The organism is Thermosinus carboxydivorans Nor1 (genome assembly GCF_000169155.1).
GTDB lineage: Bacteria > Bacillota > Negativicutes > Sporomusales > Thermosinaceae > Thermosinus > Thermosinus carboxydivorans.
Genome location: NZ_AAWL01000012.1, coordinates 17205 through 41419, shown reverse-complemented (window position 1 = coordinate 41419; position 24215 = coordinate 17205). Strand labels below are relative to the sequence as shown.

Here is a 24215-nt window from a genome sequence, read left to right as displayed (position 1 = left end):
GGAAGGATTGTGAATAAAACCGAATTGATCGCCAGTGTTGCGGAAAAAGCCGGCATGACGAAGAAGGACGCGGAAAAGGCGCTTAATGCCGTTTTTGCCAGCATCGAAGAAGCGCTGGCTCAGAACGACAAAGTGCAAATTATTGGGTTCGGCACCTTTGAGGTAAGAACGCGCGAAGCCAGAAAAGGACGCAATCCGCAGACCGGCAAGGAAATCGATATTCCGGCCTCGAAGAGCCCTGTCTTCAAAGCTGGCAAAGGTTTGAAAGACGCTGTCAACAAGTAAGGCGATACATAGATGTGTAAAAACCAGGTGCAGGCCTGGTTTTTTCTCTTCTCCTCATTTCTGACATAAGGGGAGGCTATTTGTTCGGTGACTGGGAAAATACTAATTGTGGAAGATGAAGCCAATATCCGGGAGCTGGTGCGCTTTAATCTGGCGAAGGAAGGCTACGTTGTTCTTGAGGCTGAGGACGGTAATGCGGCGCTGGCTTTGGCGCGGCGCGAGCGGCCTGACCTTATTGTTCTCGACCTGATGCTGCCGGGCATGGACGGGCTGGACGTTTGCCGCATTCTTAAAGGCAGCAGCGAAACAGCCGGTATGGCGATCATTATGCTGACCGCCAAAGCGGAGGAAGTGGATAAAATCATCGGTCTGGAGCTAGGGGCCGATGATTACATGGTTAAACCTTTTAGCCCGCGGGAGCTTTTGGCCCGCATTAAGGCAGTGCTGCGCCGTAGCAAGAGAGATGCTCCTCTGGCCGGTGAACTGGTAGTTGGCAACTTAAAACTTAATTTTAGCCGCTATGAGGCCCATATCGGTAAAGTAAAACTCGAACTTACGCCCAAAGAGTTTGAACTTCTGAAGCTGTTCGTCACCGATATGGGTAAGGTATTTACGCGTGAACAACTCTTGGACAAGGTCTGGGGGTACGAATACTACGGCGATACCCGAACCGTAGACGTTCATATCCGCCATCTGCGGGCCAAATTAAGTATTGACCCTGTCCTGGCCGAGGCCATCGAGACAGTGCGCGGCGTCGGCTACCGGTTTCGGGAAATTTAACAATTTATTAACATGGATTTAACAATGGTAGAACGCATTCATGCTATAGTGCTGGGAGAGAACCTTAGGAGGAGCCCTATATGGAATATAAAATCCAAATTAACAAACTGAAGCTTTATTATGGGGATACTCTGGCACTGAAAAAGATTTCCCTAAATGTGGTAAAAAACAGCGTTTTGGCCCTTATCGGCCCGTCCGGCTGCGGCAAATCCACCTGTCTGCGCACCATTAACCGGATGAATGACCTCATTGACAATGTCCGCATTGAGGGCGAGGTACTGCTGGACGGCATGAATATTTACCATCCCGGCACCGACGTAGTCATGCTGCGCAAGCGGGTAGGCATGGTGTTTCAGCGGCCTAACCCCTTTCCCATGTCCATTTATGACAATATCGCCTACGGCCCCCGTATTCATGGCCTAAAAAATAAGGCGCGCCTGGATGAGATTGTGGAAAAAAGCCTGACCGGCGCCGCCTTGTGGGATGAGGTAAAAGACCGCCTGCACAGCTCGGCAATGGGCCTGTCGGGCGGGCAGCAACAGCGGCTGTGTATCGCGCGCCTCTTGGCGGTTGAACCGGAGGTGCTGCTCATGGACGAACCATGTTCGGCGCTCGACCCTATTTCGACGATGAAAATCGAGGAACTAATCACGGCGCTTAAGACTAATTACACGATTGTCTTGGTGACCCACAATATGCAGCAGGCTGCCCGCGTTTCCGATTACACCGCCTTTTTCCTAAACGGCGAGCTCATTGAACATGACGAAACCGGCGCCATTTTTACCCGCCCCCAGGATAAACGCACCGAAGATTATATCACCGGCCGCTTCGGTTAACAGGAGGGAAAGACGTGGTAACACGACAAAGTTATGATCAGGAATTGGAGGCGCTTAGGCAGGAACTGCTGCGCATGGGCAATGCCGTGGCTATGGCCATTGAGGATGCCGTCCAGTCGCTGGCAAAGCAGGATGTTAACCTTGCCCGCAAGGTAATTGAGGGCGACGACATCATTGACAAGATGGAAGTGGACATTGAGGACAAGTGTATGGTCCTCATTGCCCGTCAGCAACCGCTGGCCCGGGACCTGCGCATCATCAGCACAGGCCTGAAAATTACGACCGATCTGGAGCGTATCGGCGATCACGCCTATGACATTGCCAATGTCACCCTACGGCTGGCCCACCAGCCTCTCATCAAGCCGTTAGTCGACATCCCCCGCATGGCCGGCATGGCTCAGAAGATGCTCCACAATGCCCTTGAAGCATATTTTAAGTTGGATATCACGCTGGCCGAGCAGGTCTGCCTGGCTGATGACGAGGTCGACAACCTTTACCAGCAGATTTTCCGGGAACTTTTGACCTATATGATGGAAGATCCCCGGACGATCAGTCAGGCAACGCAACTTATTTTTGTCGGCCGCTACCTTGAGCGTATCGCTGACCATGCTACCAACATCGCCGAATGGGTCATCTATCTGGTGACTGGGCAGCGGTTAAGGAAGAAGTGAAAAAAATTCCCCCGCGGTGACCATCGAAAAAGTCTAACATTATATTTGCTTCTGTGACAGGAGACCGCTGATTGGCCAACAAGACAAAAAGTTTCTCCGGGGTTTAAAAAGGCCCCGTGATTTTGGCAATAATCCTTGGCAGAAGTGCCCAAGTATGCTATGATCATAATAGCTATTGTACGGTATAGCTCTGCCCAGTGGCCTTTGTGATCATCTTGATTGGGCTTTTTCTTTTTTCCCCGCTTTATCTGTGGGTTTATATACGTACATGACCACTGGTTTCTTGGGGTTATGACATAAGTTATCAAAAATAATCTGCCATTTAATATTGGTGGTAAGCACATGCTTGAGCATGACAAGAGACCGCACAGCCACCTTGAGAAATTCAAGGAGCAATGGCGGGTAATGAGCTTCTACGAACGCTTCGAGCAGGTCATCGCGCTCATTCTCAGTGCCGTGATCGCCTGCATCATTGTTATTTCGCTGATCCAACTGATTCGCGTCGTCTTTGTCTTGCTGGTCTTGGAGACATTCAATCCCCTCGATCATGGGGTGTTTCAAACGGTGTTCGGGATGATCATGACCTTGCTCATCGCGATGGAGTTCAAACACTCGATCATCAAGGTGACGCTGCGCCAGGACAGTATCATCCAGGTGAAGACCGTGGTACTCATCGCCATGATTGCCTTATCGCGCAAGTTTGTAATTCTCGAACCCGACACGAGCCCCGCCAAAATCGCGGCGCTTTCCGGCGCGATCCTGGCGCTGGGTGTGGTATACTGGCTGCTGCGCGAGCGGGATGACCGGCTTACGGCACTCAAAAAAAACTCATAGGAGACAAACCTCCAGTTGTTTCAACCTATTCCGTGGTATTCTGGCAAAAACAACGGCCTTAGAAGTTAGGAAACTACAGCGCGACAAATCATACTGGGCTAGTAAAAAGACGTTTTAATTAGAGAAGCGCCTTCCACATCAGCCTAAACTGGAAGGCGAGCGTTGACGTGTACATTAAGGTTTCTGGTATCCACAAAAAACGCACTTTTGCAGGGGGATTCCCTGCAAAAGTGCGTTTTTTGGTGCGCCCGGCATGGGCGGTATATAGGGTGAAAGTCCCGACCAGTGAAGGTAGCAGTAGCTGTAGCTTAAGTCAAGGGGTGTTGGTTGCGAGACCAAATCTGAAGGAAGGCAGCGTAATTGGGTTATTGCGTTTTGGCCAATGGCAGGGTGAAGGTGAAGGTGGTGCCGGCGTCCGGCTCGCTCACCACGTCAATTTTGCCGCCCAGTGTTTCGATGATGTGTTTGACAATGGCCAGGCCGAGACCGGTGCCGCCGGCGCGGCGGGAACGGGCGCGGTCGACACGGTAGAAGCGGTCAAAAATAAAGGGCAGGTCTTTCGCAGGGATGCCTATCCCTGAGTCCTGAACCATGACGACGGCTTTGTCGCTGGCCTGCCACCATTTGACCAGTATCTTTCCGCCTTCCGGCGTATACTTGATGCTGTTATCAAGCAGGTTAACGAGCACCTGCCTCAGCCAATCGGGGTTGGCCATAACCGCTAGCGGTCGGGCCGGAGCATCGAGGAGCACGGACAGTCGTTTGGCCCGCCATTGGGCCGACAACTCTTCGACAACGGCGGCCGCCACTTTATATATATCGGTAGGCTCAAGGCGGGCTTGCTGACCGGTTTCCCGGGCGTCCAAACTGGCAAGCTGCAAAAGGTCGTCTACCAGCCGGTTCATTCGTTCGGCTTCGTCATGAATGATGGTAACGAATTTAGTAGCCAGCGCCGGTTCCCGGATGGCGCCGTCGAGCAAGGTCGCAGCAAAACCTTTGATGGCTGTGAGCGGCGTCTTAAGTTCGTGGGATGCGTTGGCGACAAATTCGGCCTGCCGCTCCTGAATCTCCTGCAGGACGGTGATGTCGTGAAAGACGGTAAGGACACCGTCGCCACCATCATTGCCAAGGGGAGCAAGAAAAACCTGAAAGACGCGTTTTGCGCCGTGAAGGTTGGTGCGGAGCATAATCAGGCGGTTTTCGCCGGTAGCCACCGTTTCCCGGACGGCTTTATCAAGCAAACTGTTGCCGATAACCTGGATGTTGTGCTGGCCCAGCATGGCGCCGGTGATGCCGAACAGCGAAGCAGCCCGCAGGTTGGCGTCAGTCACCCGTCCATAGCGGTCAAGCAGGAGAACGGCATTATCCATATGCTGGAGGATGAGTTCGAGCTTATGTTTTTGCGCCACGATTTCCTTTAGCTTGTCATCGAGCCGCGCCGCCAGGTTGTTTAGCGTATGGCCTAAAATTTCGATTTCGTCGCCGGTTTTGATGTGAACGCGTTTATCGAGTTGCCCTTCACTAATAAGGCGGGCTACGTCCGTGATTTCTTCCAGCGGCGCCGTGTACTTACGGGCCAGGCGGATGCTGAAGGCGATGGCGAGCAGGGTAGTGACGACAAAGGCGGCGAGCAGCGCCGACCGAATCCGGTTATAAGCCTCTTCCACATGGGCCAGAGTGGTGGAGAGACGGACAACGCCAATGATTTCGTTGCCGCTTCGCATAGGAATAGCTACATAAAGCAGGTTTTCGTCCAAGGTAGTGCTGTGGCGGATAGCCGTGCCGCGGCCGTCGGCCAGCGCAGCGGCGATTTCAGGCCGCTCGCGGTGGTTTTCCATCAGGGCCGGGTTTTCTCGCGAGTCGGCCAGTACGACGCCGTTTGGGGCGATAATGGTTAGGCGCAGATCGACCTCGGCGCCGAGCTCTTTGGCGATGGCGTCAAGGCCGGCTTTCTCTGGCGGACCGCTCAAATGGATCCGTAACAGCTGTTCGGTGATTTGAGCCTGGGTAAACAGATTGCTGGTCAGGCGCTCAAGGTTATACCTGTGAACAAACCAGAGAATATAGCTGCCAAGGGCAGCCAAAGTAAGAATAATCAGCAACAAAAAAGAAAAAATGAGCCGGTTGCGTAAACTAAAGCGAAACATGGCTTATACTCCTGTTTTTAACAATAATACTACGGCATTTTGGATTTGTGTGCAATTATGACTATATTATATTATAGGTGGCCAGCTTACGGTCTCTCTGCCCGGCAATTTAACATAGCGTTAACATTGGTTTAACACAACGATTGCAGAACGGTTTTATAATGAAAGCGCGAAGATAAACTAATAAAACATGGTACAGGAGGTCTTGTTCATGAATTTATTCCGTAAACCGAAAATGCTCGCAGCGGCGCTGGTGCTTATGCTGGGCTTGTCGCTGGCGGCAGGCTGCGGTCAGAAAAGTGAGCCCAAGGCGAGTGAGCTGCAGGGCACGGTTACTGCTTCCGGTTCAACGGCCCTCTTGCCGCTTTTAAAGCCGGCGCAGGAAGAATTCCAAAAGAAACACCCCAAAGTTACCGTTAACATCGCCGGCGGCGGTTCGTTTACGGGGATGAACCAAGTTGCGGCAGGGTCAGTCAACATCGGCAACTCTGACGTCGAGCTTCCCCCTGAACTAAAAGACAAAGGCTTGGTCGACCACAAAGTGGCTGTTGCGCCCTTCGTGTTTATCGCTAATCCTGACGTAACTGTCGACAACCTGACTCAGCAGCAATATATCGACATCTTCACCGGCAAAATCACCAACTGGAAAGAAGTTGGCGGTAAAGACCAGAAAATCACCATTATTCACCGCGCTAAATCTTCCGGTTCCCGTGCGACCATTGCCCAAGTTGTCCTGAAAGGCGCCGCTTTCACTGACAATGCTGTTATCCAAGACTCGAACGGCGCTGTCCGGGCCGCCGTCGCCAGCACTCCCGGCGCAATCGGTTATGTAGATGCACCTTATGCAGACAATACCGTAAAAGTGCTGGCTTACAACGGGGTAAAATATACGCCGGAAAACGTAATCAACGGCACCTATCCGGTTTTCGCCTATGAGCACATGTATACCAAAGGTGAGCCGACCGGCGCGGTGAAAGCGTTCATTGACTACGTCATGAGCAAAGAATTTCAGGAAACTTACGTCGAGAAAAATGGCTTCCTGCCGATTACCAAGATGAAGAAACAATAGGGTAACCAAAGCCGCGCCGCCGGCGCGGCTTTTGCTTTCCTGTAAAACATGCAATTTTAACGAAAAGTTAACATTCTATTAACAAAGGCCGGAGCGGCGGTGTTTATAATAGCTATGAGGAAATTATGTTTAGAGCGGAGCGTGAATAAATGGCGACTTTGGTCAATGCCAAAGAACATAGCCTAAAACTGGCCTACGACCGTTATGTACGCTACTTGTTTGTTGCCAGCGCCTTTTTAATGACCGTTATCATCCTGTCTATTATTATTTTTGTTGGACAGCAGGGGCTGCTCACCTTTAAAGACGTGCGGCCCGAAGAATTTTTCCTGTCGACCAAGTGGGATCCGACGGAAGGCCATTACGGCGCGTTCAGTTTTATCGCCGGTTCGGTGTATGTAACGCTGCTCGCGGTGCTCTTTGGCACGCCACTCGGCCTCGCCGGCGCTATCTTCATGGCCAAAATCGCGCCACCGTGGCTCCGCCAAATCATGCGCCCGGCCACCGACCTCTATGTGGCCATTCCGTCGGTTGTTTATGGCTTTGTGGGTCTTACCGTGCTGGTGCCGTTTATTCGCGTACAGTTTGGCGTTAACACCGGCTTTGGCTTGCTGGCTGCCGCCGTTATTCTGGCCATTATGATTTTACCGACGATTATCAGCATCTCGGAAGACGCCATCCGCGCCGTGCCGCGGGCACTGGAGGAAGGATCGCTCGCACTGGGGGCTACTCGCTGGCAGACGATTACCGGCGTTATCCTGCCGGCGGCGCTGCCCGGCATATTAACTTCGGTTATTTTGGCCATGGCCAGGGCTGTAGGCGAGACGATGGCCGTGCAGATGGTGATTGGCAATACGCCGCAGCTGGCCAAGTCGTTATTTATGCCGACTTCTACCCTGACCAGCGAAATTGTGGTTGAGATGGGCAACACCCCCTTTGGCTCGGCCTGGGGTAATTCACTCTTCCTCATGGCTCTGGTGCTGCTGCTATTATCATTATTTATGATCTTGGTTATTCGCTGGGTGGCGGCAAGAAGGGCAGTATAATGGAACGCTCTATTGACGATACCCATTATTCTATCTGGCATATGCCGCTAAAGGGGATGATTGTCGTGTGGCGACGCCTAACAAACCCCCGTGTTATGGATAGATTGGCCAATGCGGTTATGTGGTTGGCGGGGATGGTTATTTTAGGAATTTTGGCTACCTTTCTTGCCTATATCTTATATAAAGGCGTACCGGTGCTGTCGTGGAACTTTATCACCGGTATGCCCAGCGATATCCGCGCCGGTGGCGGGGTGGGGCCGCAGTTTTTTAACTCGTTCTATATTCTCTTTTTGTCTATGCTATTTTCTATTCCGATAGCCATAGGCGCCGGCGTCTATTTGGCCGAATATGCGCCCGCCAGCCGTCTTACTGATCTCATTCGTCTCAGCACGGAAAGCCTCGCCACCGTGCCGTCCATTGTCCTTGGTTTGTTCGGGATGATAATTTTTGTTAATATGCTAGGGCTGGGATTCAGCATCATCGGCGGCGCGCTGACCTTGTCCCTCCTCAACCTGCCGGTACTGGTGCGGGTAACGGAAGAAGCGATCCGTGCTGTGCCGGCGTCCTACCGGGAGGCCAGCCTGGCCCTAGGGGCCACCAAATGGCAGACGATCTGGAAGGTAGTACTGCCTAATGCCTTGCCGGGCATTATTACCGGTATTACGTTGACCGCCGGCCGGGCGTTAGGAGAAACGGCGATTCTCATCTTTACCGCCGGGACTACCGTGTCGCGCCATCTGCCTGATTTTGACCCGCTGGCTGCCGGGGAGACGTTGGCCGTGCACATGTGGTATGTCATGGCTGTCGGTTTAGTACCAGACCGGGTCGAGATTGCCAACGGCATCGGCGCCCTGCTGATTATCGCCATCTTAGCCTTTAATCTTATGTTTACTATTCCGGGACAAATGCTGCAGCGAAAACTAAACGGGAAATAGGAAGAATAATTGGCAGGCAGCCGCCGCTCAGGATATTGCCAACACCATTGTGGTCATGGAAAAACTGTCAGCAGAGCTGGCAATAATTGTCGGCCAGTTTAAGGCGTAAAAGGACATAATTAAAAACGAGGATATAAAACCCCCCATTGCCAGTAGCTGGCAATGGGGGGTTTTAACCAAAATCATAATGCGTCGCTATATATATTGCGTACGACTTCGGGAGTCGCCGGCACAGGTGCTAGATCTAACAGGGTTTTAAGGCTGGGTGTTTCAAAGGCGAGCTTAACTAATTTATCAATGTCGCCAGCCGTAAACCCTTCATCCGCCAAGCGAGCGCTTATTCCCATTGATTTAAGCCAGTTTTTCAAGGCAGTGTATACTTTGGGGCTCTCGTTTTCTGCACCTGTGAGGCCAGGAATGATAGGCGCCAAAATATCTGCCAGGATGGCACCTTTGGCAGGATAAATTTGTTTGACTACGGCAGGCAAGAGTATGCCAAGGCCTTTGCCATGGGCTAGCTCGGGACGGACGCCGCTTAAGGGGTGTTCAAGAGCGTGCGTAAAATGCAGTAGACCGTTGTCAAAGGATATGCCAGCGATTAGGGAAGCATAGAGGAGGAAGTAGCGCGCCTGTAAATCCTGCGGGTCTTGTTTTGCCCGGGGGAGGTATTCGGCGACTAATTTAATCGTTTCACGAGCCAAACTAATGGCAAATGGATTATTTACCGTGGTTGTGGCTGCTTCAACAACATGGTTAACGGCATCGATTGTTACATAAATTGTTTGATCGACAGGAAGCATTGTCATTAATGCGGGGTCATCGATCGCATATAGCGGGTAAATACAGTCATAGGCAATGGCAGGCTTATATTCTTTTTCCGGGATGCTGACCACGGCGAAGCGGTCGACTTCAGTACCGGTGCCATGCGTGAGATTTATAGCAACAATCGGCGCTGCTTTGACTGGTGTAAACTTAAATTCATAAATGTCGCGGGCCGTTTTGTCAGTATACTCTAAAAGGATGGCTACGCTTTTCGCAGCGTCGATCGGGCTGCCGCCACCGATGGCGATTACCGCTTGGGCGCCAAAAGCGCGAGCAAGATGTGCAGCTTCATCTACTTGATCAACAGTTGGATTAGGCGTTACTTTGCTATAGAGTGTATAGGCGATGTTGGCAGCGTCTAAGGCATGCTTTACTTTGTCCCATGCACCTGTTTTAATATGTGAAGATTTACCTGTTACAACAACGGCTTTGTTTATGCCCTTTTTGCTCAATTCTTGGGCGATATCGGTTATTTTACCGATTGCGCCTACGCCTAAATAAACCGTTGTTTTAGCACGTATTTCGCTGATAAGGTTAATATCGACGCTTTTTTCCCACATAGTAGCACCTCTTTTTTAATAAATAATATGCTTATTTTGAGCATATTACATTTATGATAGTTTGCCAAACTTGGATTTGTGAAAAAAATAACTATTTTCGACTGCTAAAAGTTATTATAACTGTTTTTGTGTTTAAAATACAAAAACAGTTCCAGTTTTCACAAAATATTATACTTTTGAATTGCAATAGCAAATGTAACTTCTGGAAATTTACAGAGTATCGTAGGAAGCATAGGGGGAGTGTGGGTGAGCGGGTTTTACGTTCTGTCAGGAATAACAAATCTTTGACGATAAAAATATAGCAAACCACATGTTTTATTTGTCTTCTGCCATACTAAGAGGTGAGGAGGTGCATCATATGTCGAAAACGTGGAAGCAATGGTTTTGGTTGCCAACATTTTTGCTGGCGGTTGTGTTAGTGCTAGGCGGCTGCAATCTGTTTAAACCGCCCCAGCCAAAACCGCAGCCCGCGCCGCCGGGGCCGCCGCCGCAAAAGCAGGCCGTGCAAGGGGCCGAGCCGGACATTCTGGTGTATATGCATGAGACCGGTGAAAAGAAGACCATGAAAATGGAAGACTACATCGCCGGGGTAGTAGCCGGCGAAATGAAAAATGACTGGCCGGTCGAGGCGCTGGCCGCCCAAGCCATTATCGCCCGTACTTTTACCGTGGAGGCCATTGAGACAAAAGGCGGTGTTCCCGCGCGGGGCACACAGGCGTCAACCGACATCAAGGAGTTTCAGGCCTATAACGCCGCCGCCGTCAATGACCGGGTGAAACAGGCCGTACAGATGACTCGCGGCATGATTATTACCTACCAGGGTAAACCCGCCAAGACATGGTTTCATGCCAGCGCTGGCGGCGTGACGGCCACTGCCAAAGAGGGGCTCGACTACAAGGAACCAGAACCGCCCTACATCCAGAGCGTCCAGTCCCCCGACGACCTCGCGCCGCCCGAGGTACAAAACTGGACGGCAACGTTTTCTAAACAAGATGTAATGGCTGCTCTGGCAAAGGCGGGCCAGCGCGTCGACCGCATCGACAGTTTCGAAATCGGGCAAAAAGGGCCTTCCGGACGGACGACTGTCTTTGTCGTCAACAAGAATGTGCAGGTATCAGGGCCGGCGCTGCGCGTAGCCCTAGACAGCACGAAACTTAAGTCACTACTGTTAGACAAAGTGGAAGTAAGCGGCGACAGTATAACCTTTATCGGCAAGGGCTACGGCCACGGGGTAGGCATGTCGCAGTGGGGCGCCCATAAATTGGCCCAAGACGGCAAGAAGCCGGAAGAGATTATCGGCCACTACTACCGGGGTATAACAATCGAAAAACGCTGGCAATAACGTAAAGCCGGGGCAAGACCCCGGCTTTGCTGCTTATATCACGGTTTTAAAAGACGTGTCCTGGTATAAGCTTCCCATAAAATGCGGAAAATACCAAGTGGAAAAAGGGGGGGTATGGTGCAGGACAAACAATGCCAGCCAGTCAAAAAGCTATCTGCTCGTTTGCCTGATGCTTCCCTGGCCGAGGCCGGCAGAGAACTGGCCCGGTTGCGCAGGCTCACTGCCGAAAGCGCCGAAATCGGCGAAGAACTAAGCCAAATCGTTGCCGATCTTCGTCAGGTTGCTGCTCCTCCGGGCCAACCCTTTATTTTTACGCCGGTGCTGGCTAAAAATGAACAATTATTACGCGTTGTGTTCCGCGACTGCGACGATATTAAATACCGTTCCTTTAATGCTGGTCAGCGCCAGGCGCTGCTGGTCTTTCTCGACGGTTTAACCGACCTTACCCTGCTGGAAAAAAACGTCCTGGAAACGCTGATGTCCCCCGGGCAGGGGGGGCAGGTCCACGCTGATCCCAGCGCGTTGGTTAATCAATTGTTGACCTCCGCGTCTTTAACTGTGATTTCCCAGGCCAGCGAGGCCATTGAGGCCGTTATGACCGGCAACGCACTGCTGCTGGTCGACGGCATAGCAGAGGCGTTCACAATTGGCACGGTCAAGCATGTGAAGCGTTCGGTTGAAGAAGCTAAAAGCGAAGGGGTAGTGCGGGGGCCCCAGGATGCGTTTAATGAAACGCTTAGTGACAATATTGTGCTCATCCGCCGCCGCACTCGCGATCCCAACGTCAAAGTCCGCGTCCTGAAGCTGGGGGAGCGGACCAGGACGGCCATTGCTTTGGTGTACGCCGCTAATTTAGTTAAGCCCGGCTTGGTGGAAGAGGTTGAGCGCCGGTTAAGCCTGCTAAAAATCGACAATGTCATATTATCTGCAACGGTGGAAGAAGCTTTGAGCGACCACCCCTGGACGCCGTTTCCCCAGGTGCAGGTCACGGAACGGCCGGAAACAATGGTGGCAGCGGTGTATGAAGGGCGGGTAGGCATCATCGTGGACAACACCCCGTTTTCATTGATTGTTCCTTGCACCTACGCTAATTTAATGCAAAGCACGGATGATTATACCGCCCGGCCCACCGTGGCCAGCCTCATCCGCTTTACTCGCCATGCGTCGGCGTTTCTGGCGATTTACCTGCCGGCGATTTATATTGCCATTGTTTCTTTTCACCCCGGGATGTTGCCGACGACCCTGGCCATTTCCATTGCCGAGCTCAGGGCTCGGACGCCTTTTCCGTCGCTGATAGAGGCGGTCATGATGGAGACTTTTCTGGAAATTTTCCAGGAAGCCATTATCCGGCTGCCGAAAAAATTCGCCGGCGCTGCCGGCGTAGTAGGCGGTCTGGTCATCGGCACCACCGTTGTCCAGGCGGCGCTGGTCAACCCGCTCTTGGTGGTCGTTATTGCCACCACTGCTATCGCCTCTTACACGATGCCTTCTTATCACTTTAGCATAGCCCTTCGGTCGCTGAGGGTACCGCTGTTAATCTTGGCGTCGGTTTTAGGGTTATATGGCGTGATATTGGGATTGTTAATTATTACTGTCCATATGTGTTCGCTACGCAGTTTTGGCGAGTCATACCTTGGGGGCTTGCTGGATATTACGCTGCTCGAAGACTGGAAGGATATGCTGGTGCGGTTTCCTGCAAAATTTTTGCAGGCCCGGCCCAAAGAAATGGGCCCTCAGGAGCGGACCAGGATAGGGGACGACCATGACTAATCTGCAGCGAAATCCATTTAGGCGAAACAATTTCAGGCTACAGAAGCGGACAAGGTGGTGAAATATATTGGCTAATCTGGAAGCTAAAACCAAAATGTCGGCGATGCAGTTAGGCCTTGTCGTGGCCACAACTGCTATTGGCGCGCAAATCATCATAATGCCGGCTGAATTAATTAAACAGACAGCCCAGGCGACCTGGCTGAGTGTCCTGCTAGGCGGTTTCATCTTTTATGGGGCAGCCTATTTGATGATCAAGCTGGGCAAGCAGTATCCGGAGGAAACAATGGTGGAATACATGCCGCGGTTATGGGGACGGTGGGGCGGCAGTATCGTTATCTGGTGGTTCAACTTACTTTATATGCTGGTTTTCACCCTAATCTTATGTTGCTTCAGCCGGGCAATCACGTTTATTATGTTTGACCGGACGCCGCCGGCGGTAGTGGCCATGGGCATATTGGCAGCCAGTACATACTGTGCCTTGCAAGACTGGGGAACCATCTTACGAGTGTTGCAATTATTATTTTTTCTTGCCGTCCCGATGCTGGTTGGCATGTGGCTGCTTAGTCTATTAAATTTCCAGCCCGAAAACCTACTGCCGCTGCTGCCGGAAGATATCGCCGAGGTAATAGCCGCAAGCTTGAAAAGCTGGGACATGTACAGCGGTTATGAAATTATTCTGCTGCTCTTGCCGGCAGTGGCCAGGGGCAAAATTAGCATGGAAAAGGCCGTGGGCGGGGCGTTCGGCTGTATGGGCCTGATCTTTGTGTCAATCATGGTCATAATCGTCGGGGTATTGACCGCCGCGAGCGCGAAGAATGCGGTTTATCCGGCCATCATGGTCATTCGCGCGGTCGAACTGCCCGGCACTTTTATTGAACGCTTGGAGAACTATCTGGTTATCGCCTGGATACCGATTGTATTTGATACTTTGGCCGTCATGTTATTTATAGTAGCCCAGGTTTGTATGCGGCACTACCATTATGCTGACCACCGGCCATGGGTAATGGCGCTTGCTCCTCTGTTGTATTTAGGTAATGAATTATTATCCGGTTTTAAGACATTCGAGATAATGAGTAAAATAGCGACCTGGCTGGGGCTCGGGTTTTCGCTGGCGGTCGTGCCGCTGACCCTAATCCTGGCCTGGCGGCGAAAGCGGCGATGGCATGAACGGTGCGGTTAAGAAAAGCGCCCTGGGCTATATTGCCATTATCTGTCTTTGCTTACTGCTTACCGGCTGCTGGGACCGGCGGGAGTTGCAGGACCGCAATTTTGTTCTGGCGGCAGCTATCGATGTGGCTGATGCCGGACATAGGAGCGACCAAAGTGCAGCGGTAACACGCACCGAAACCTTTGTCCAGCCTCATGGCGAGAAGCGTTATCGCGTAAGTTTCCAGCTCATGCGCTTTCAGGCGGCCGAACCGGAGGGCAAGAAAGCGGCAGCCGTCAGGACCTATGTTATCTCCAATACCGGGCAGTCCATATTTGAAATGCTTCGTGACATGCTGGGACAGACCAGTAAGGGCCTGTTTTTTGAGCATATCCAGACCATTGTTATCAGTGAAGCGGCGGTAAAGCAGGCCGGCTTGTCTCCGATCATTGACTTGTTCCGCCGCGATGCGGAAATGCGCTGGCGCATTGTAGTATACATAACACCAGGAGAAGCGCGGCCTCTGGTGGAATACAAGCCGCCTACCGGTGAACCGGGCGGGCTCTTTCTGGCCCGCATCGCCCAGCTTCACCCCCGCAATGTACATGTGGGCGGTGCGCGCACCGACCTCGGGTATATTACCCAGATGATCGACAATAAGGCTGACGTCATCATCCCGCGGATTGAGCTGGCCGACAAGGTAGTCAAGGTGGGCGGTCTCGCGGTGTTTAAAAAAGATAAATTTGTCGGTTATATTGATGAATACGCTGTTACCGGTCTGAAATTTATCCACGGCACCGAAAAATCGGCCGTTTTTTCGGTGAACTGTCCTGACCATCCCGGGGAAGTGCTGGTCTTTGAGTTGTTTAATCATGATACCAAACTTGAGCCCCATGTGGTGGGCGACAATATTTATTTTACCCTAGATATTGCCATGCGGGGCAATATCGGCGAGATCCAGGGGACTGGCCACGATACCAAGAACCCTGAACACATTCGTAAACTGGAGCTGCTGTTTGCCGAGGAAGTGAAGCGATCGGTCATGTACGCCAAGGATGTTCTGCAAGCTCTTGGGGTGGATGCTCTGAGGTTTAGTACTAAACTAAAAGCCCATGAACCCAAAGTTTGGAAAAAAATCGAGGAACGGTGGGATGAGATCTACCCGACCATTCCGATGGTAGTATCAGTCAATGTGACCATCCGGAATATCGGCGCCCATAAATAGCAGCAGCCAAGCTAATCCTGGCCTGGCAGCGAAAGCGGGGTAGTATATGAAGGATAAAGTCAATAAGCGAATCTGCGGCTATATCGCTATCATCTGCCTTGCTTTGCTGCTGTCCGGATGCTGGGACCGGCGGGAACTGCAGGACCGCAATTTTGTCCTGGCCGCGGCCATTGATACCGCTGATGCCGGGCAGATTGGCAGCCAAGACGGGGCGGTAACCCGGACCGAAACCTTTGTCCAGCCCCATGGCGCCAAGCGTTACCGGCTGAGTTTGCAGGTTTTGCGCTTGGTCTCAGGCGGCGAAGGGGATGAAAAGGAAGCCGAAGGCAAAACCTATGTCCTTTCCAATACTGGCCAGTCCATCTTTGAAATGATTCGCGATACGCTGGGGCAGAGCAGCAAGAGTCTGTGGCTTGAACATATCCAGACCATTATTATCAGTGAGGCGGCGGTAAAAGAAGCCGGTGGCCTTGAGCCCATCCTCGATTTTTTCCGCCGCGACGGGGAAGCGCGCTGGCGGATTAAAGTCTATCTTACCCCGGGTGAAGCGCGGCCGTTTCTTGAGTATATCCCGCCCAGCGGCGAGCCGGGCGGGATATTCCTGGCCAAAATGGCTGACCTCCATCTGAAAAATGTGCATGTGGCGGCAGCACGGGCTGACCTTGGTTATATTTCTCAGCATATCGACGCCGGGGTCGATGTAATCGTGCCGCGGATTGAGCTGTCTAATAAGGTAGTGAAGCTGGGCGGCCAGGCGCTGTTTAAAAAAGATAAATTTGTCGGGTATCTAGACGAATATGGTGTAAAAGGGCTGAGATTTATCCACGGTACCGAAAAATCGGCCATTATAACGGTTGGCTGCCCGGACCACCCAGGGGAAATGCTGGTCTTTGAGCTGTTCAACCATGACACCAAACTCGAGCCTCATGGGGAGGGCGACAATATTTATTTTACTCTGGATATTTACATGCGGGGTAATATTGGCGAGGTGCAGTGCCCCAGCCATGATACCAAGAATCCTGACTATATTCGTAAACTGGAGGTGCTGTTTGCCGAAGAAGTGAAGCGCAATGTCTTATATTCTCTGGGCGTTTGCCAGAAATTGGGGGTGGATGCTCCCCGTTTCGCCGGTAAATTAAAGGCCTATAAGCCAAAAATATGGGCAAAAATTAAGGACCGGTGGGATGAGATTTATCCAACCGTTCCGCTCGTAGTGTCCGTCAATGTAACTATCCGCAATATCGGCGAGCATAAGTAATGCTCACCCTAAAACTACGCTTAGGAGCCACAGGATAACGGCTGTAGCGGCATACCCTACAGCCGTTTTTCGTGCCAGGCTGGCTTCCCGTTGCCGGGCATTATGCTTGTCAAGGACTACCGCCAGCCGCCATGAGGCTAAGGCGGTGCCAAGCAGGACGATAAGCAGCCAGAGCGTTGTTTTATGTACGATCAGGAAGGCTAGTTTTTGCCAGACGGTGTATAGGTCGATGTTCATGGCAAATTTCCTTTCCGGTTTGTTTTCAGCCTTAAACTGTTTTTCCATTGCCTTACCAAGATTATTTTTGACAAAGCAACCGCAAAATATCATGCCGCGGCCAAAACCAAGACCCAATCGGATAAAATGTACCGCTAAAGTGTTCATGCCAATAAATTGCCACCACTTACCACTTTCCACTTACTAATTTCCAGGGTCGAAAGACTGGTAATTTTTTACCTCTCTTCTTCATAAACATCAATGAGATGCGTTGCGAGGAGGGAAGGGTATGCCGATAGATGATAAAACGCCGAAGTGGCGACACCAAATCACCCTGGTTGACCGGGAGGAGTTGACGGTCGAAGGCGTTGTTGGCCTTGGAAGCTATGATGAACACGAAATTATAATGGAAACGGAACGGGGCACGCTGGTTATCAAGGGTGAAGGGCTCGACATCAAGCAGCTCAGCCTTGACAAAGGCAATATTATGGTAGAGGGCGTGATCAAATCGCTAACCTATGACGAAGAGACGAAGAACAAGAAAGGGCTGCTCGGCCGTCTACTTAAGTAAGTCCACAAGCTCGCGAAAGGAGAAAAGCCTTGCGCCGCCTGCTGATTAAATTGTGGTATCTGCTCCTTTGCTTTCTGGCGCTGGAAGTGGCAGGTTATGGACTGGCGTGGTGGCTGGCCGATTACAGCCGGCGGGCGGCTGCTATTCGTTTCAATACCGCGGCTGCGGCGTGGCAGCCGGTGAAAAACGTGCCTTACGCCGACCTGATTAACCGCCATTCCCGCGCCGCCGGGGTAAGCGCCCAGGTTGTCGCCTGCGTCATTCAGGCGGAAAGCTCTTTTCAGCCTCGGGCGGTATCGCGGGCGGGCGCCTATGGGCTGATGCAGATTATTCCCGATACCTGGCGGCAGGTTAACGGGCGGATCAAGGCCTGCGCCGGCCGGCATGAGGGCGATTGCACGCGCGAGTGCTTTTTCGACCCGGAGCTTAACATCCGGGTGGGAACGGCGTATCTAGCCGAACTTGCCGGGCGCTATCCGGGGCGGCTGGACCTGGCCCTGGCCGCGTATAATGCCGGGCCGGGCGCCGTCGATTATTACGGCGGCGTTCCGCCTTATGCCGAAACCCAGCAGTATGTCGCGCGGATTATCCACTATTGGCATCAGATGCAGTCTCCGGCTATGCCCGTTCAAGCGGCCGGTGCGGCGTGGGAACGGGCGCGGCGCGCGTTAGGCTGGCTGCTGGCGCTGACGCTGTTTATGCTGCCCGTATTGGCGCGGTTTTTGCATAAGCTGCACCGATCCTGGCGATGGAGGTGAGCGAGTGGAAATAAACGTTCAGGCCAGCGCTTTTTTGACGATGGTTCTGACCGGCGTGCTGCTTGGCCTGTTATTTGATTTTTACCGGGTGCTGTACAGCTGGTTTAAGCCCCGGTGGTTTATCACCGCCATCGGTGATCTGGCCTACTGGCTGGCCGCGGCCGCCGTCACCTTCGTGGCGCTTTTGGGGGCTAACGGCGGTGAACTTAGGCTGTATGTCTTTCTGGCGCTGGCGACGGGGGCCGCCGGCTATTATCGCCTGCTAGGCCGTCCGGCCAGGTACTTTTTGATGCGCCTGGTCCGGACTGTCGCCGCCGTTATGCGGTGGGTGCGCTTAATCCTGCTGTGGCTCTTGGTCAAACCCGTTGTTTTGGCAGTGCGCATGATGTGGCTGCCGTTTGGCTATGTTGGGCGGCTGGTTAGTAGGCTGCGCCGGCCGCCGGGCCCGCCGCCAGAGGAAAATGTTCCGCCGCCTGACTGATTTTATATTCCCAGAAAGAGGAATTTGCCTCGCCGCCGCGAATATAAAAACATAATATCTCACTAAAGTGGTGTGGATAGTAATGGCGCATCTTCGGCAAGGGAAAAAATACCGTTTTAATTGGTTCCGGCTGGTAATGCTGGGGCTTATCGGCTATTTCGGCTATGTACTGTACGGTCAGTATACCGAACTCGCCGCCATCCGCCAGGAAATGGCGGCAACCCGGGCCCGGCTGGAGGAGGTCCGGCAGCAGAACAAGGCTTTGCAGGAAGAGAGGCAGCGCCTGACAACGCCGGCCTATGTGGAAAAACTGGCTCGTGAGGAACTGGGACTTGTCAAACCGGGCGAAGTGCCGTTCATTCCGGCCGGCCGCGACTAGGCTTGTAATATTTTGATGACGGCAACATTCCTTGACACATTTTTTAGGTCAAGGGTATAATATGGTTGCAAAAACACTAGTAGTTTTTAAGGAGGAAATTTGATTAGCATGTCCATCGAGGTTGGCAGCGTGGTTGAAGGAGTGGTGACAGGGATCACGAACTTCGGGGCCTTTGTCGAACTGCCGGGAGGAAAGGTTGGACTGGTGCACATTTCGGAAGTGGCAGATGTGTACGTCCGGGATGTCAAAGATTTCCTGAAGGAGCAGGACCGGGTAAAAGTTAAGGTTCTGTCCATCGATGAACGCGGCAAAATCGGCTTGTCTATCAGGCAACTGCAGGCGCCCAGCTCGCCGCAGGGATCAAAAAGACCACCTGTCAACGACCGGCGACACAGCCGACAACATTCTCTTTCATTTGAAGACAAACTGAGTAAGTTTCTTCGCGACAGTGAAGACCGCCTTTCTGATTTAAAACGCAATACCGAGTCCAAACGGGGGGGACGCGGCAGCGCCCGCCGGGCGGAATAGGGACAGATATTTTTCAAGAGCATTCTTCGGAATGCTCTTTTTATCATAAAAAAGCATAAAGCAGGTGAAATTATGATCAAAGCGGCGATTGATATTGGCACAAACTCGGTGCGGCTCTTGGTCGCCGAGTGGCAGGACGGGCGGCTTCGCCCGCTCTACAAAGACCTGGACAGTACGCGCCTGGGACAGGGAGTGCACCATAGCGGCGCTCTCAGTGCCGACGCCATCGCGCGTACCGTGCGGGCGGTAGCGAATATGGCTCGCGCCGCCCGCGCACGCGGCGCGGACGAAGTAGTTGCCTTTGCCACCAGCGCCGTGCGGGAAGCGGTTAACGGCTTGCGGTTCGCGCATTTGTGCCGCGATTTAGCAGGGGTGGACGTACATATTCTTGACGCAGTGACCGAAGCGCGTCTTGCCTATGCCGGGGCGATGCTTGGCGACACGGGCCGGGGGGATTGTCTTGTCGTTGATATCGGCGGCGGCAGTACCGAACTGGCCTATGGCCATGACGGGGTGCTTCAGGCGGCGGAAAGTCTCAAACTTGGCGCCGTGCGGCTAGCTGAACTCTTCCCCGCCGGGCCCGGCGGGGCGGTTAGTGATTTGGCGGCGGTGAATGACTATATTGGCGCCGCACTGGCGGCTGCGCCGCGGCTGCCTTGGCCGTCCCGCCTGATTGGCGTCGGCGGTACGGCAACTTCGCTTGCCGCTATTAAGCAGCAGCTTACGGTGTATGACAGCGCCAAAGTGCACGGGTTTTACTTGACGCTCGGCGACATTGAACAACTATTGGCAGAGCTGGCCGCTATGCCCCTTGATGAGCGGCGGCGTGTACCGGGACTGCAGCCTGAGCGGGCCGACATTATTGTCTATGGCGCCGCCATCCTGGCGGCTGTTGTCAAACGGTTCGGCGCCGACGGCATCACGGTCAGCGACCAGGATATTTTGGAAGGGGTAGTTAACTATCTGGCTGTCTACCATGGCTCCTGGCACTTCGACAAGAAACTGCCGGTCCTGTAACTATTTTTACTGCCGGCCGGATTTGTGGCCGGTAGTTTTTTGTATTTTCGCCCACTCAGTGTCGGATTTTTTTTTCCTGGCAGTAGTTATTCAGACATGTTTTATCTGGAATTTTCTGTAAAATAATGATACGACAACTGAGCAGGGGTGGAAAATATGCCAAAAGTATCAGTCATTAATTTACCATCGGAGCCAGTACAGGTGCCTGGCCGTCCGACGGCGCCCGGCCGGCTGGCGCGAAAAATATCCCGTCCGCACATATTCAGCCGTTTGGGTGAACTTGTGTCGTCAATTGTACGTCCCGACTACCTTCTGGTCAACGTTTTGGCGTTTTTATTGGCCCGCGTTTCCATTCTTGGTGAAATGGCGCCCTTTGGCCTAGCCTTTTTTGCGGCCGTTGCCCAGGCGGCGCCGCAGCTGGCCTTTACCACCGGTTTATGGGCGACGGCCGGGGTGCTGTCGGCCGGCTATTATCCCGAGGCCGGCGTTTATGGTTTTTCGATTTTGCTATATTTACGTTTAGTGGACAAGCTATCGCGCCTCGAGCGTAAAATGTTGGCCGTACCGCTTTTCTTTTTTGCCACGGTAACCTTGAGCGGCCTGGCCTTTGTCGTCTGGCAGCAGGCCACCCTGTACAGCATTCTGCTGGTTCTGTTTGACGCCGCCCTATGTATGGTTCTCTCGTGTCTGTTCGCCTACGGGACGCCGTTATTTATCGCGCGGTCGCCTGGCGCGCTTGCCGGTGAGGGCGTTCTCTACGCAGTCATTATTCTGGCCGTTGCCGTTGCCGGTCTCGGCGATTTCAGCGTGTGGGGCTACAGCCTGCGCAACATGACCGGCAGCCTACTCGTTATGGCCTTAGCTTTGGCCGGCGGTCCGGGATTGGGCGCAGCGGCGGGCGTCGCCGTAGGGCTGGTAGTGGGGCTAAGTGATGGCAACGCATCGATGGCTATCGCTCTCTATGCCCTGGCCGGGCTGTCAGCCGGCCTGGTGCGCCAGCTTGGCAAGTTTGCCGTAATTGGCGGTTTTGTCCTAGGGGGCGCCCTGACTGTGCTTTACTTTGGGCATATGGTGGAATTGGCGACAATCCTCACCGAGATAGCGGTGGCCGGTGGGCTGCTATTGGTTGTGCCGGCGCGCCGGTTGGCTTGGTGGCAGCCTGGACAAGCTGCGGCCGGAGAAGCTGGCCTGGATGAAGACAGTGAGCGGCTGGCCGCGGCCGCTGCCAAATTGACCTGTCTGGCCGAACTGTTTCAGGATTTGGCCGGTGCCTTTGGGGAGTTTTCCGCCGATGAAGCGCAGGGGAAACTGCGCCACAATGAGCTGACCGCTCTGCTGGCTGCGGTGGGCGAGCGCGTATGCGGCCCCTGCGAACGGCGGTCTGCCTGTTGGGATTACGATTTTTACCGTACTTATCAGGCGATGCTGGATACGCTCGCGCTGGCCGAGGCGGGGCCGCTCACGGCCGGCAGTCTGCCCAAACCGCTTAGGGACACTTGTGTCCGGCGTAAGGAGTTGGTCGAAACGGTCGGCGCGGTGGCCGAACGCAACCGCACTGCCTTCTTCTGGTACAAAAAAATCGGGGAAAGCCGCCGGATGGTAAGCGAACAGATCAAGGCCATTGGCGCCATCATAGTCAATTTGGTCCAGGAAATTGGCCGTCAGCCGCAGACCAACGAGGAAATGGCCCGGTCGCTTAAGGACAAGGCCGCCTTAATCGAATGTCCGGTCGACGAGGTGCGGGTAGAGGGCATCGGCGCCAGAGCTACGATAGAAATCTGCAAACATCCCTGCAGCGGCGCCCGGGAGTGTCTTAATACCCTTCTGCCGCTGGCGGCCAACCTGTTTCATGAGAAGATGATTCTCCATGCCGAGTGCGGCAATGCCATGCGGCGGAAAAAGTGCCGGTTAACCATGCAGGCCGCCCAAAGTTACCAGGTGCTGACTGGCATGGCATCAGCCGCCAAAGATGCAAAGGGGGTATGTGGCGATACCTGCATGGTAATGCCGCTAAGCCGCGGACGGGTGGCTCTCGTGCTTAGCGACGGCATGGGCAGCGGCAACGAGGCGGCGACGGAAAGCGGCCGGGCGGTCAAGTTTCTCAAGAGGCTGCTCGCCGCCGGTTTTGATGTCGACCTGGCGGTAAAAACGGTCAACTCAATGTTTATGCTTCGCTCGCCGGACGAGACTTTTGCTACCATTGATATGGCGATTATCGATACCTATTCGGGTGAAGTCGAATTTCTCAAAATTGGTTCGGCGCCCAGTTTTGTCAAGCGGGTGCGGGAAGTTGCGACCATTAAGTCAGCTTCGTTGCCGGTTGGGATCTTGAGCCAGATTGAGTTTGATCCGGTAAAAGCGCAGCTGGCGTCCGGCGATATTATCGTCATGGCCAGCGACGGGGTAGCCGATGCGCCTTACCGCGGTCCAGACAAAGAGAATTGGGTAGCTAACTTCCTACGGCGGACGGCAAGCGCTGATCCGCAGGAAATCGCCGATAAACTTTTGCACCAGGCGCTGGAGTTATCAGGCGCAAAACTCCGGGATGACATGACGGTGCTGGTGGCCAAAATCTGCCACCGGTCACTGTTGGTCCAGTAAGTATGACTTATCACGAATAATGCCAGGCCCCCGGGGGCTTTTTTCTTTGTTGATGATAAAATCGCCTGATTGGGACAGACTATCGCCAGTGAAAAATCTAAGCAGGAAATTGTCCGGAGCCGGGAGAATAGAGGGTATAGCAGAAAGTTTGACCATGTTACGGGATGGTGAGCAGGTGAACGGTATCTCTTTGGAGAAAATTGTCGCCCTAGTGATCCTGGCCGGTGAAGTCATGCTGAAAAACGGCGCCGAAACAAGCCGGGTGGAGCAGACGATGGCTCACATGGCCCGCGCGTGCGGGGCCGCTAAAGTAGAGAGTTTTGTCATTCCGACCGGCGTGTTTGTTACCGTGACTGACAGCGCCGGCAATTCCCTGACGACGATGCGGCGGGTTTATAACCGTACGATTAACCTGGACCGCATCGCTAAGGTCAATGAACTGTCGCGGCGGCTGGCCGACCAACGGCTGGACTATGAGGCGGCTCTAAGCCTGCTGGAATATATTGCTAAAGAGCGGAGCGGCTTTTCTCTCGGACCGTCGGTAGTCGCTTCCGGCGTGGTCGGCGTCGGATTTGCCGTTCTCCAGAACGCCGGTCCGGGCGAAGCCGGCTTTGCTTTTCTGGCGGCCGCCCTGGTCCGGTATATTGCCCACATTGTATCGCGGCTGCATGGCGTACGCTTCACTTTTGAGTTTCTTGGCGCAATGGTGGCGGCGCTTACCGGCGTGACGGTCAATTGGCTGTGGCCCCAGATCAGCCGTGATATTGTTATTGTCGGTGGCATCATTCCCCTCGTGCCGGGCGTGGCGGTTACTAATGCCATCAGCGACGTTATCGCCGGCGATCTGCTTAGCGGCTTATCGCGCGGGCTGGAAGCGGCCTTGACGTCGATAGCGGTAGCGATGGGCGTGGTTATCGTTCTCGCGATTTCGATATAGGGG

Annotated in this window: 24 protein-coding genes; 21 read left to right on the top strand and 3 right to left on the bottom strand. The window is 53.3% G+C overall.

Annotated elements, in window-relative coordinates:
• The first annotated feature begins 9 nt into the window (after window positions 1-9).
• The 5 genes from TCARDRAFT_RS09385 to TCARDRAFT_RS09365 all read left to right on the top strand — a co-directional run bounded on the left by TCARDRAFT_RS09385 (window position 10) and on the right by TCARDRAFT_RS09365 (window position 3406).
• A complete protein-coding gene (locus tag TCARDRAFT_RS09385) occupies window positions 10-285 on the top strand; it encodes an HU family DNA-binding protein (RefSeq protein WP_007289751.1) in 276 nt (91 codons plus the stop codon).
• An 87-nt stretch (window positions 286-372) separates the two neighbouring features.
• Complete coding sequence (locus TCARDRAFT_RS09380; protein ID WP_007289750.1) at window positions 373-1065, top strand: response regulator; 693 nt, start codon at window positions 373-375, stop codon at window positions 1063-1065.
• 80 nt (window positions 1066-1145) lie between these two features.
• Window positions 1146-1901 carry a phosphate ABC transporter ATP-binding protein PstB gene (pstB, locus tag TCARDRAFT_RS09375; protein WP_007289749.1) on the top strand — a complete coding sequence of 252 codons (756 nt, stop codon included), beginning with the start codon at window positions 1146-1148 and terminating at the stop codon, window positions 1899-1901.
• A gap of 74 nt (window positions 1902-1975) precedes the next feature.
• Complete coding sequence (gene phoU, locus TCARDRAFT_RS09370; RefSeq protein ID WP_050769620.1) at window positions 1976-2572, top strand: phosphate signaling complex protein PhoU; 597 nt, start codon at window positions 1976-1978, stop codon at window positions 2570-2572.
• A gap of 342 nt (window positions 2573-2914) precedes the next feature.
• Window positions 2915-3406, top strand: coding sequence for a phosphate-starvation-inducible PsiE family protein (locus TCARDRAFT_RS09365; protein WP_040683271.1), 492 nt, complete (start codon window positions 2915-2917; stop codon window positions 3404-3406).
• 365 nt (window positions 3407-3771) lie between these two features.
• Here the strand turns inward: TCARDRAFT_RS09365 and TCARDRAFT_RS09360 are convergent, their stop codons facing one another.
• Window positions 3772-5553 carry an ATP-binding protein gene (locus TCARDRAFT_RS09360; protein WP_007289746.1) on the bottom strand — a complete coding sequence of 594 codons (1782 nt, stop codon included), beginning with the start codon at window positions 5551-5553 and terminating at the stop codon, window positions 3772-3774.
• 211 nt (window positions 5554-5764) lie between these two features.
• On the opposite strand from TCARDRAFT_RS09360, the gene TCARDRAFT_RS09355 reads away from it, so the two are divergent.
• The 3 genes from TCARDRAFT_RS09355 (at window position 5765) to pstA (ending at window position 8600) form a co-directional block, all read left to right on the top strand.
• Window positions 5765-6622: a phosphate ABC transporter substrate-binding protein gene (locus TCARDRAFT_RS09355; protein WP_007289745.1), complete on the top strand. Its 858-nt coding sequence runs from the start codon at window positions 5765-5767 to the stop codon at window positions 6620-6622.
• Between the two features lie 149 nt (window positions 6623-6771).
• Window positions 6772-7665: a phosphate ABC transporter permease subunit PstC gene (pstC, locus tag TCARDRAFT_RS09350; protein WP_007289744.1), complete on the top strand. Its 894-nt coding sequence runs from the start codon at window positions 6772-6774 to the stop codon at window positions 7663-7665.
• A 56-nt stretch (window positions 7666-7721) separates the two neighbouring features.
• The gene (pstA, locus tag TCARDRAFT_RS09345; protein ID WP_050769619.1) at window positions 7722-8600 is read left to right on the top strand and encodes a phosphate ABC transporter permease PstA; all 879 of its coding nucleotides are present in this window, start codon (window positions 7722-7724) and stop codon (window positions 8598-8600) included.
• Between the two features lie 182 nt (window positions 8601-8782).
• Here the strand turns inward: pstA and TCARDRAFT_RS09340 are convergent, their stop codons facing one another.
• Window positions 8783-9982: an iron-containing alcohol dehydrogenase gene (locus tag TCARDRAFT_RS09340; protein ID WP_007289742.1), complete on the bottom strand. Its 1200-nt coding sequence runs from the start codon at window positions 9980-9982 to the stop codon at window positions 8783-8785.
• Window positions 9983-10340: 358 nt separating this feature from the next.
• Between TCARDRAFT_RS09340 and TCARDRAFT_RS09335 the strand changes: the two genes are divergently transcribed.
• From TCARDRAFT_RS09335 to TCARDRAFT_RS09315, 5 genes are all read left to right on the top strand, one after another.
• Window positions 10341-11324, top strand: coding sequence for a SpoIID/LytB domain-containing protein (locus tag TCARDRAFT_RS09335; protein WP_007289741.1), 984 nt, complete (start codon window positions 10341-10343; stop codon window positions 11322-11324).
• A 114-nt stretch (window positions 11325-11438) separates the two neighbouring features.
• Window positions 11439-13094, top strand: coding sequence for a spore germination protein (locus TCARDRAFT_RS09330; RefSeq protein ID WP_007289740.1), 1656 nt, complete (start codon window positions 11439-11441; stop codon window positions 13092-13094).
• Window positions 13095-13161: 67 nt separating this feature from the next.
• Window positions 13162-14274 (top strand): GerAB/ArcD/ProY family transporter, encoded by a 1113-nt coding sequence (locus TCARDRAFT_RS09325; protein ID WP_007289739.1) that lies wholly within the window; start codon window positions 13162-13164, stop codon window positions 14272-14274.
• Window positions 14258-15466, top strand: coding sequence for a Ger(x)C family spore germination protein (locus TCARDRAFT_RS09320; RefSeq protein WP_007289738.1), 1209 nt, complete (start codon window positions 14258-14260; stop codon window positions 15464-15466). The genes TCARDRAFT_RS09325 and TCARDRAFT_RS09320 overlap by 17 nt, the downstream gene beginning before the upstream one ends.
• 46 nt (window positions 15467-15512) lie before the next feature.
• Window positions 15513-16724 (top strand): Ger(x)C family spore germination protein, encoded by a 1212-nt coding sequence (locus TCARDRAFT_RS09315; RefSeq protein WP_007289737.1) that lies wholly within the window; start codon window positions 15513-15515, stop codon window positions 16722-16724.
• Between the two features lie 3 nt (window positions 16725-16727).
• Here the strand turns inward: TCARDRAFT_RS09315 and TCARDRAFT_RS16020 are convergent, their stop codons facing one another.
• Window positions 16728-17108 carry a hypothetical protein gene (locus TCARDRAFT_RS16020; RefSeq protein WP_007289736.1) on the bottom strand — a complete coding sequence of 127 codons (381 nt, stop codon included), beginning with the start codon at window positions 17106-17108 and terminating at the stop codon, window positions 16728-16730.
• Window positions 17109-17229: 121 nt separating this feature from the next.
• Between TCARDRAFT_RS16020 and yabP the strand changes: the two genes are divergently transcribed.
• The 8 genes from yabP to TCARDRAFT_RS09270 all read left to right on the top strand — a co-directional run bounded on the left by yabP (window position 17230) and on the right by TCARDRAFT_RS09270 (window position 24212).
• Window positions 17230-17511, top strand: a complete 282-nt coding sequence (yabP, locus tag TCARDRAFT_RS09305) for a sporulation protein YabP (protein ID WP_007289735.1) — start codon at window positions 17230-17232, stop codon at window positions 17509-17511.
• A 29-nt stretch (window positions 17512-17540) separates the two neighbouring features.
• Complete coding sequence (locus tag TCARDRAFT_RS09300; RefSeq protein WP_007289734.1) at window positions 17541-18269, top strand: lytic transglycosylase domain-containing protein; 729 nt, start codon at window positions 17541-17543, stop codon at window positions 18267-18269.
• A gap of 4 nt (window positions 18270-18273) precedes the next feature.
• The gene (gene yabQ / locus TCARDRAFT_RS09295) at window positions 18274-18750 is read left to right on the top strand and encodes a spore cortex biosynthesis protein YabQ (protein ID WP_007289733.1); all 477 of its coding nucleotides are present in this window, start codon (window positions 18274-18276) and stop codon (window positions 18748-18750) included.
• 82 nt (window positions 18751-18832) lie between these two features.
• On the top strand, window positions 18833-19129 hold the full coding sequence (locus tag TCARDRAFT_RS09290; RefSeq protein ID WP_007289732.1) for an FtsB family cell division protein: 297 nt from the start codon (window positions 18833-18835) through the stop codon (window positions 19127-19129).
• A gap of 108 nt (window positions 19130-19237) precedes the next feature.
• A complete protein-coding gene (locus TCARDRAFT_RS09285; RefSeq protein WP_007289731.1) occupies window positions 19238-19657 on the top strand; it encodes a S1 domain-containing RNA-binding protein in 420 nt (139 codons plus the stop codon).
• Window positions 19658-19729: 72 nt separating this feature from the next.
• Complete coding sequence (locus tag TCARDRAFT_RS09280) at window positions 19730-20674, top strand: Ppx/GppA phosphatase family protein (protein ID WP_007289730.1); 945 nt, start codon at window positions 19730-19732, stop codon at window positions 20672-20674.
• A gap of 156 nt (window positions 20675-20830) precedes the next feature.
• Window positions 20831-23275 (top strand): stage II sporulation protein E, encoded by a 2445-nt coding sequence (gene spoIIE / locus TCARDRAFT_RS09275; protein WP_007289729.1) that lies wholly within the window; start codon window positions 20831-20833, stop codon window positions 23273-23275.
• A 175-nt stretch (window positions 23276-23450) separates the two neighbouring features.
• Window positions 23451-24212: a threonine/serine exporter family protein gene (locus TCARDRAFT_RS09270; protein ID WP_232199114.1), complete on the top strand. Its 762-nt coding sequence runs from the start codon at window positions 23451-23453 to the stop codon at window positions 24210-24212.
• Window positions 24213-24215 lie beyond the last annotated feature (3 nt).

Coding starts and splice junctions, on each gene's coding strand:
- pstB (WP_007289749.1), top strand. CDS start 1,146: ATGGAATATAAAATCCAAATTAACAAACTGAAGCTTTATTATGGGGAT.
- phoU (WP_050769620.1), top strand. CDS start 1,976: ATGGGCAATGCCGTGGCTATGGCCATTGAGGATGCCGTCCAGTCGCTG.
- TCARDRAFT_RS09365 (WP_040683271.1), top strand. CDS start 2,915: ATGCTTGAGCATGACAAGAGACCGCACAGCCACCTTGAGAAATTCAAG.
- TCARDRAFT_RS09360 (WP_007289746.1), bottom strand. CDS start 5,553: ATGTTTCGCTTTAGTTTACGCAACCGGCTCATTTTTTCTTTTTTGTTG.
- TCARDRAFT_RS09355 (WP_007289745.1), top strand. CDS start 5,765: ATGAATTTATTCCGTAAACCGAAAATGCTCGCAGCGGCGCTGGTGCTT.
- pstC (WP_007289744.1), top strand. CDS start 6,772: ATGGCGACTTTGGTCAATGCCAAAGAACATAGCCTAAAACTGGCCTAC.
- pstA (WP_050769619.1), top strand. CDS start 7,722: ATGATTGTCGTGTGGCGACGCCTAACAAACCCCCGTGTTATGGATAGA.
- TCARDRAFT_RS09340 (WP_007289742.1), bottom strand. CDS start 9,982: ATGTGGGAAAAAAGCGTCGATATTAACCTTATCAGCGAAATACGTGCT.
- TCARDRAFT_RS09335 (WP_007289741.1), top strand. CDS start 10,341: ATGTCGAAAACGTGGAAGCAATGGTTTTGGTTGCCAACATTTTTGCTG.
- TCARDRAFT_RS09330 (WP_007289740.1), top strand. CDS start 11,439: ATGGTGCAGGACAAACAATGCCAGCCAGTCAAAAAGCTATCTGCTCGT.
- TCARDRAFT_RS09320 (WP_007289738.1), top strand. CDS start 14,258: ATGAACGGTGCGGTTAAGAAAAGCGCCCTGGGCTATATTGCCATTATC.
- TCARDRAFT_RS09315 (WP_007289737.1), top strand. CDS start 15,513: ATGAAGGATAAAGTCAATAAGCGAATCTGCGGCTATATCGCTATCATC.
- TCARDRAFT_RS16020 (WP_007289736.1), bottom strand. CDS start 17,108: ATGAACACTTTAGCGGTACATTTTATCCGATTGGGTCTTGGTTTTGGC.
- yabP (WP_007289735.1), top strand. CDS start 17,230: ATGCCGATAGATGATAAAACGCCGAAGTGGCGACACCAAATCACCCTG.
- TCARDRAFT_RS09290 (WP_007289732.1), top strand. CDS start 18,833: ATGGCGCATCTTCGGCAAGGGAAAAAATACCGTTTTAATTGGTTCCGG.
- TCARDRAFT_RS09285 (WP_007289731.1), top strand. CDS start 19,238: ATGTCCATCGAGGTTGGCAGCGTGGTTGAAGGAGTGGTGACAGGGATC.
- TCARDRAFT_RS09280 (WP_007289730.1), top strand. CDS start 19,730: ATGATCAAAGCGGCGATTGATATTGGCACAAACTCGGTGCGGCTCTTG.
- spoIIE (WP_007289729.1), top strand. CDS start 20,831: ATGCCAAAAGTATCAGTCATTAATTTACCATCGGAGCCAGTACAGGTG.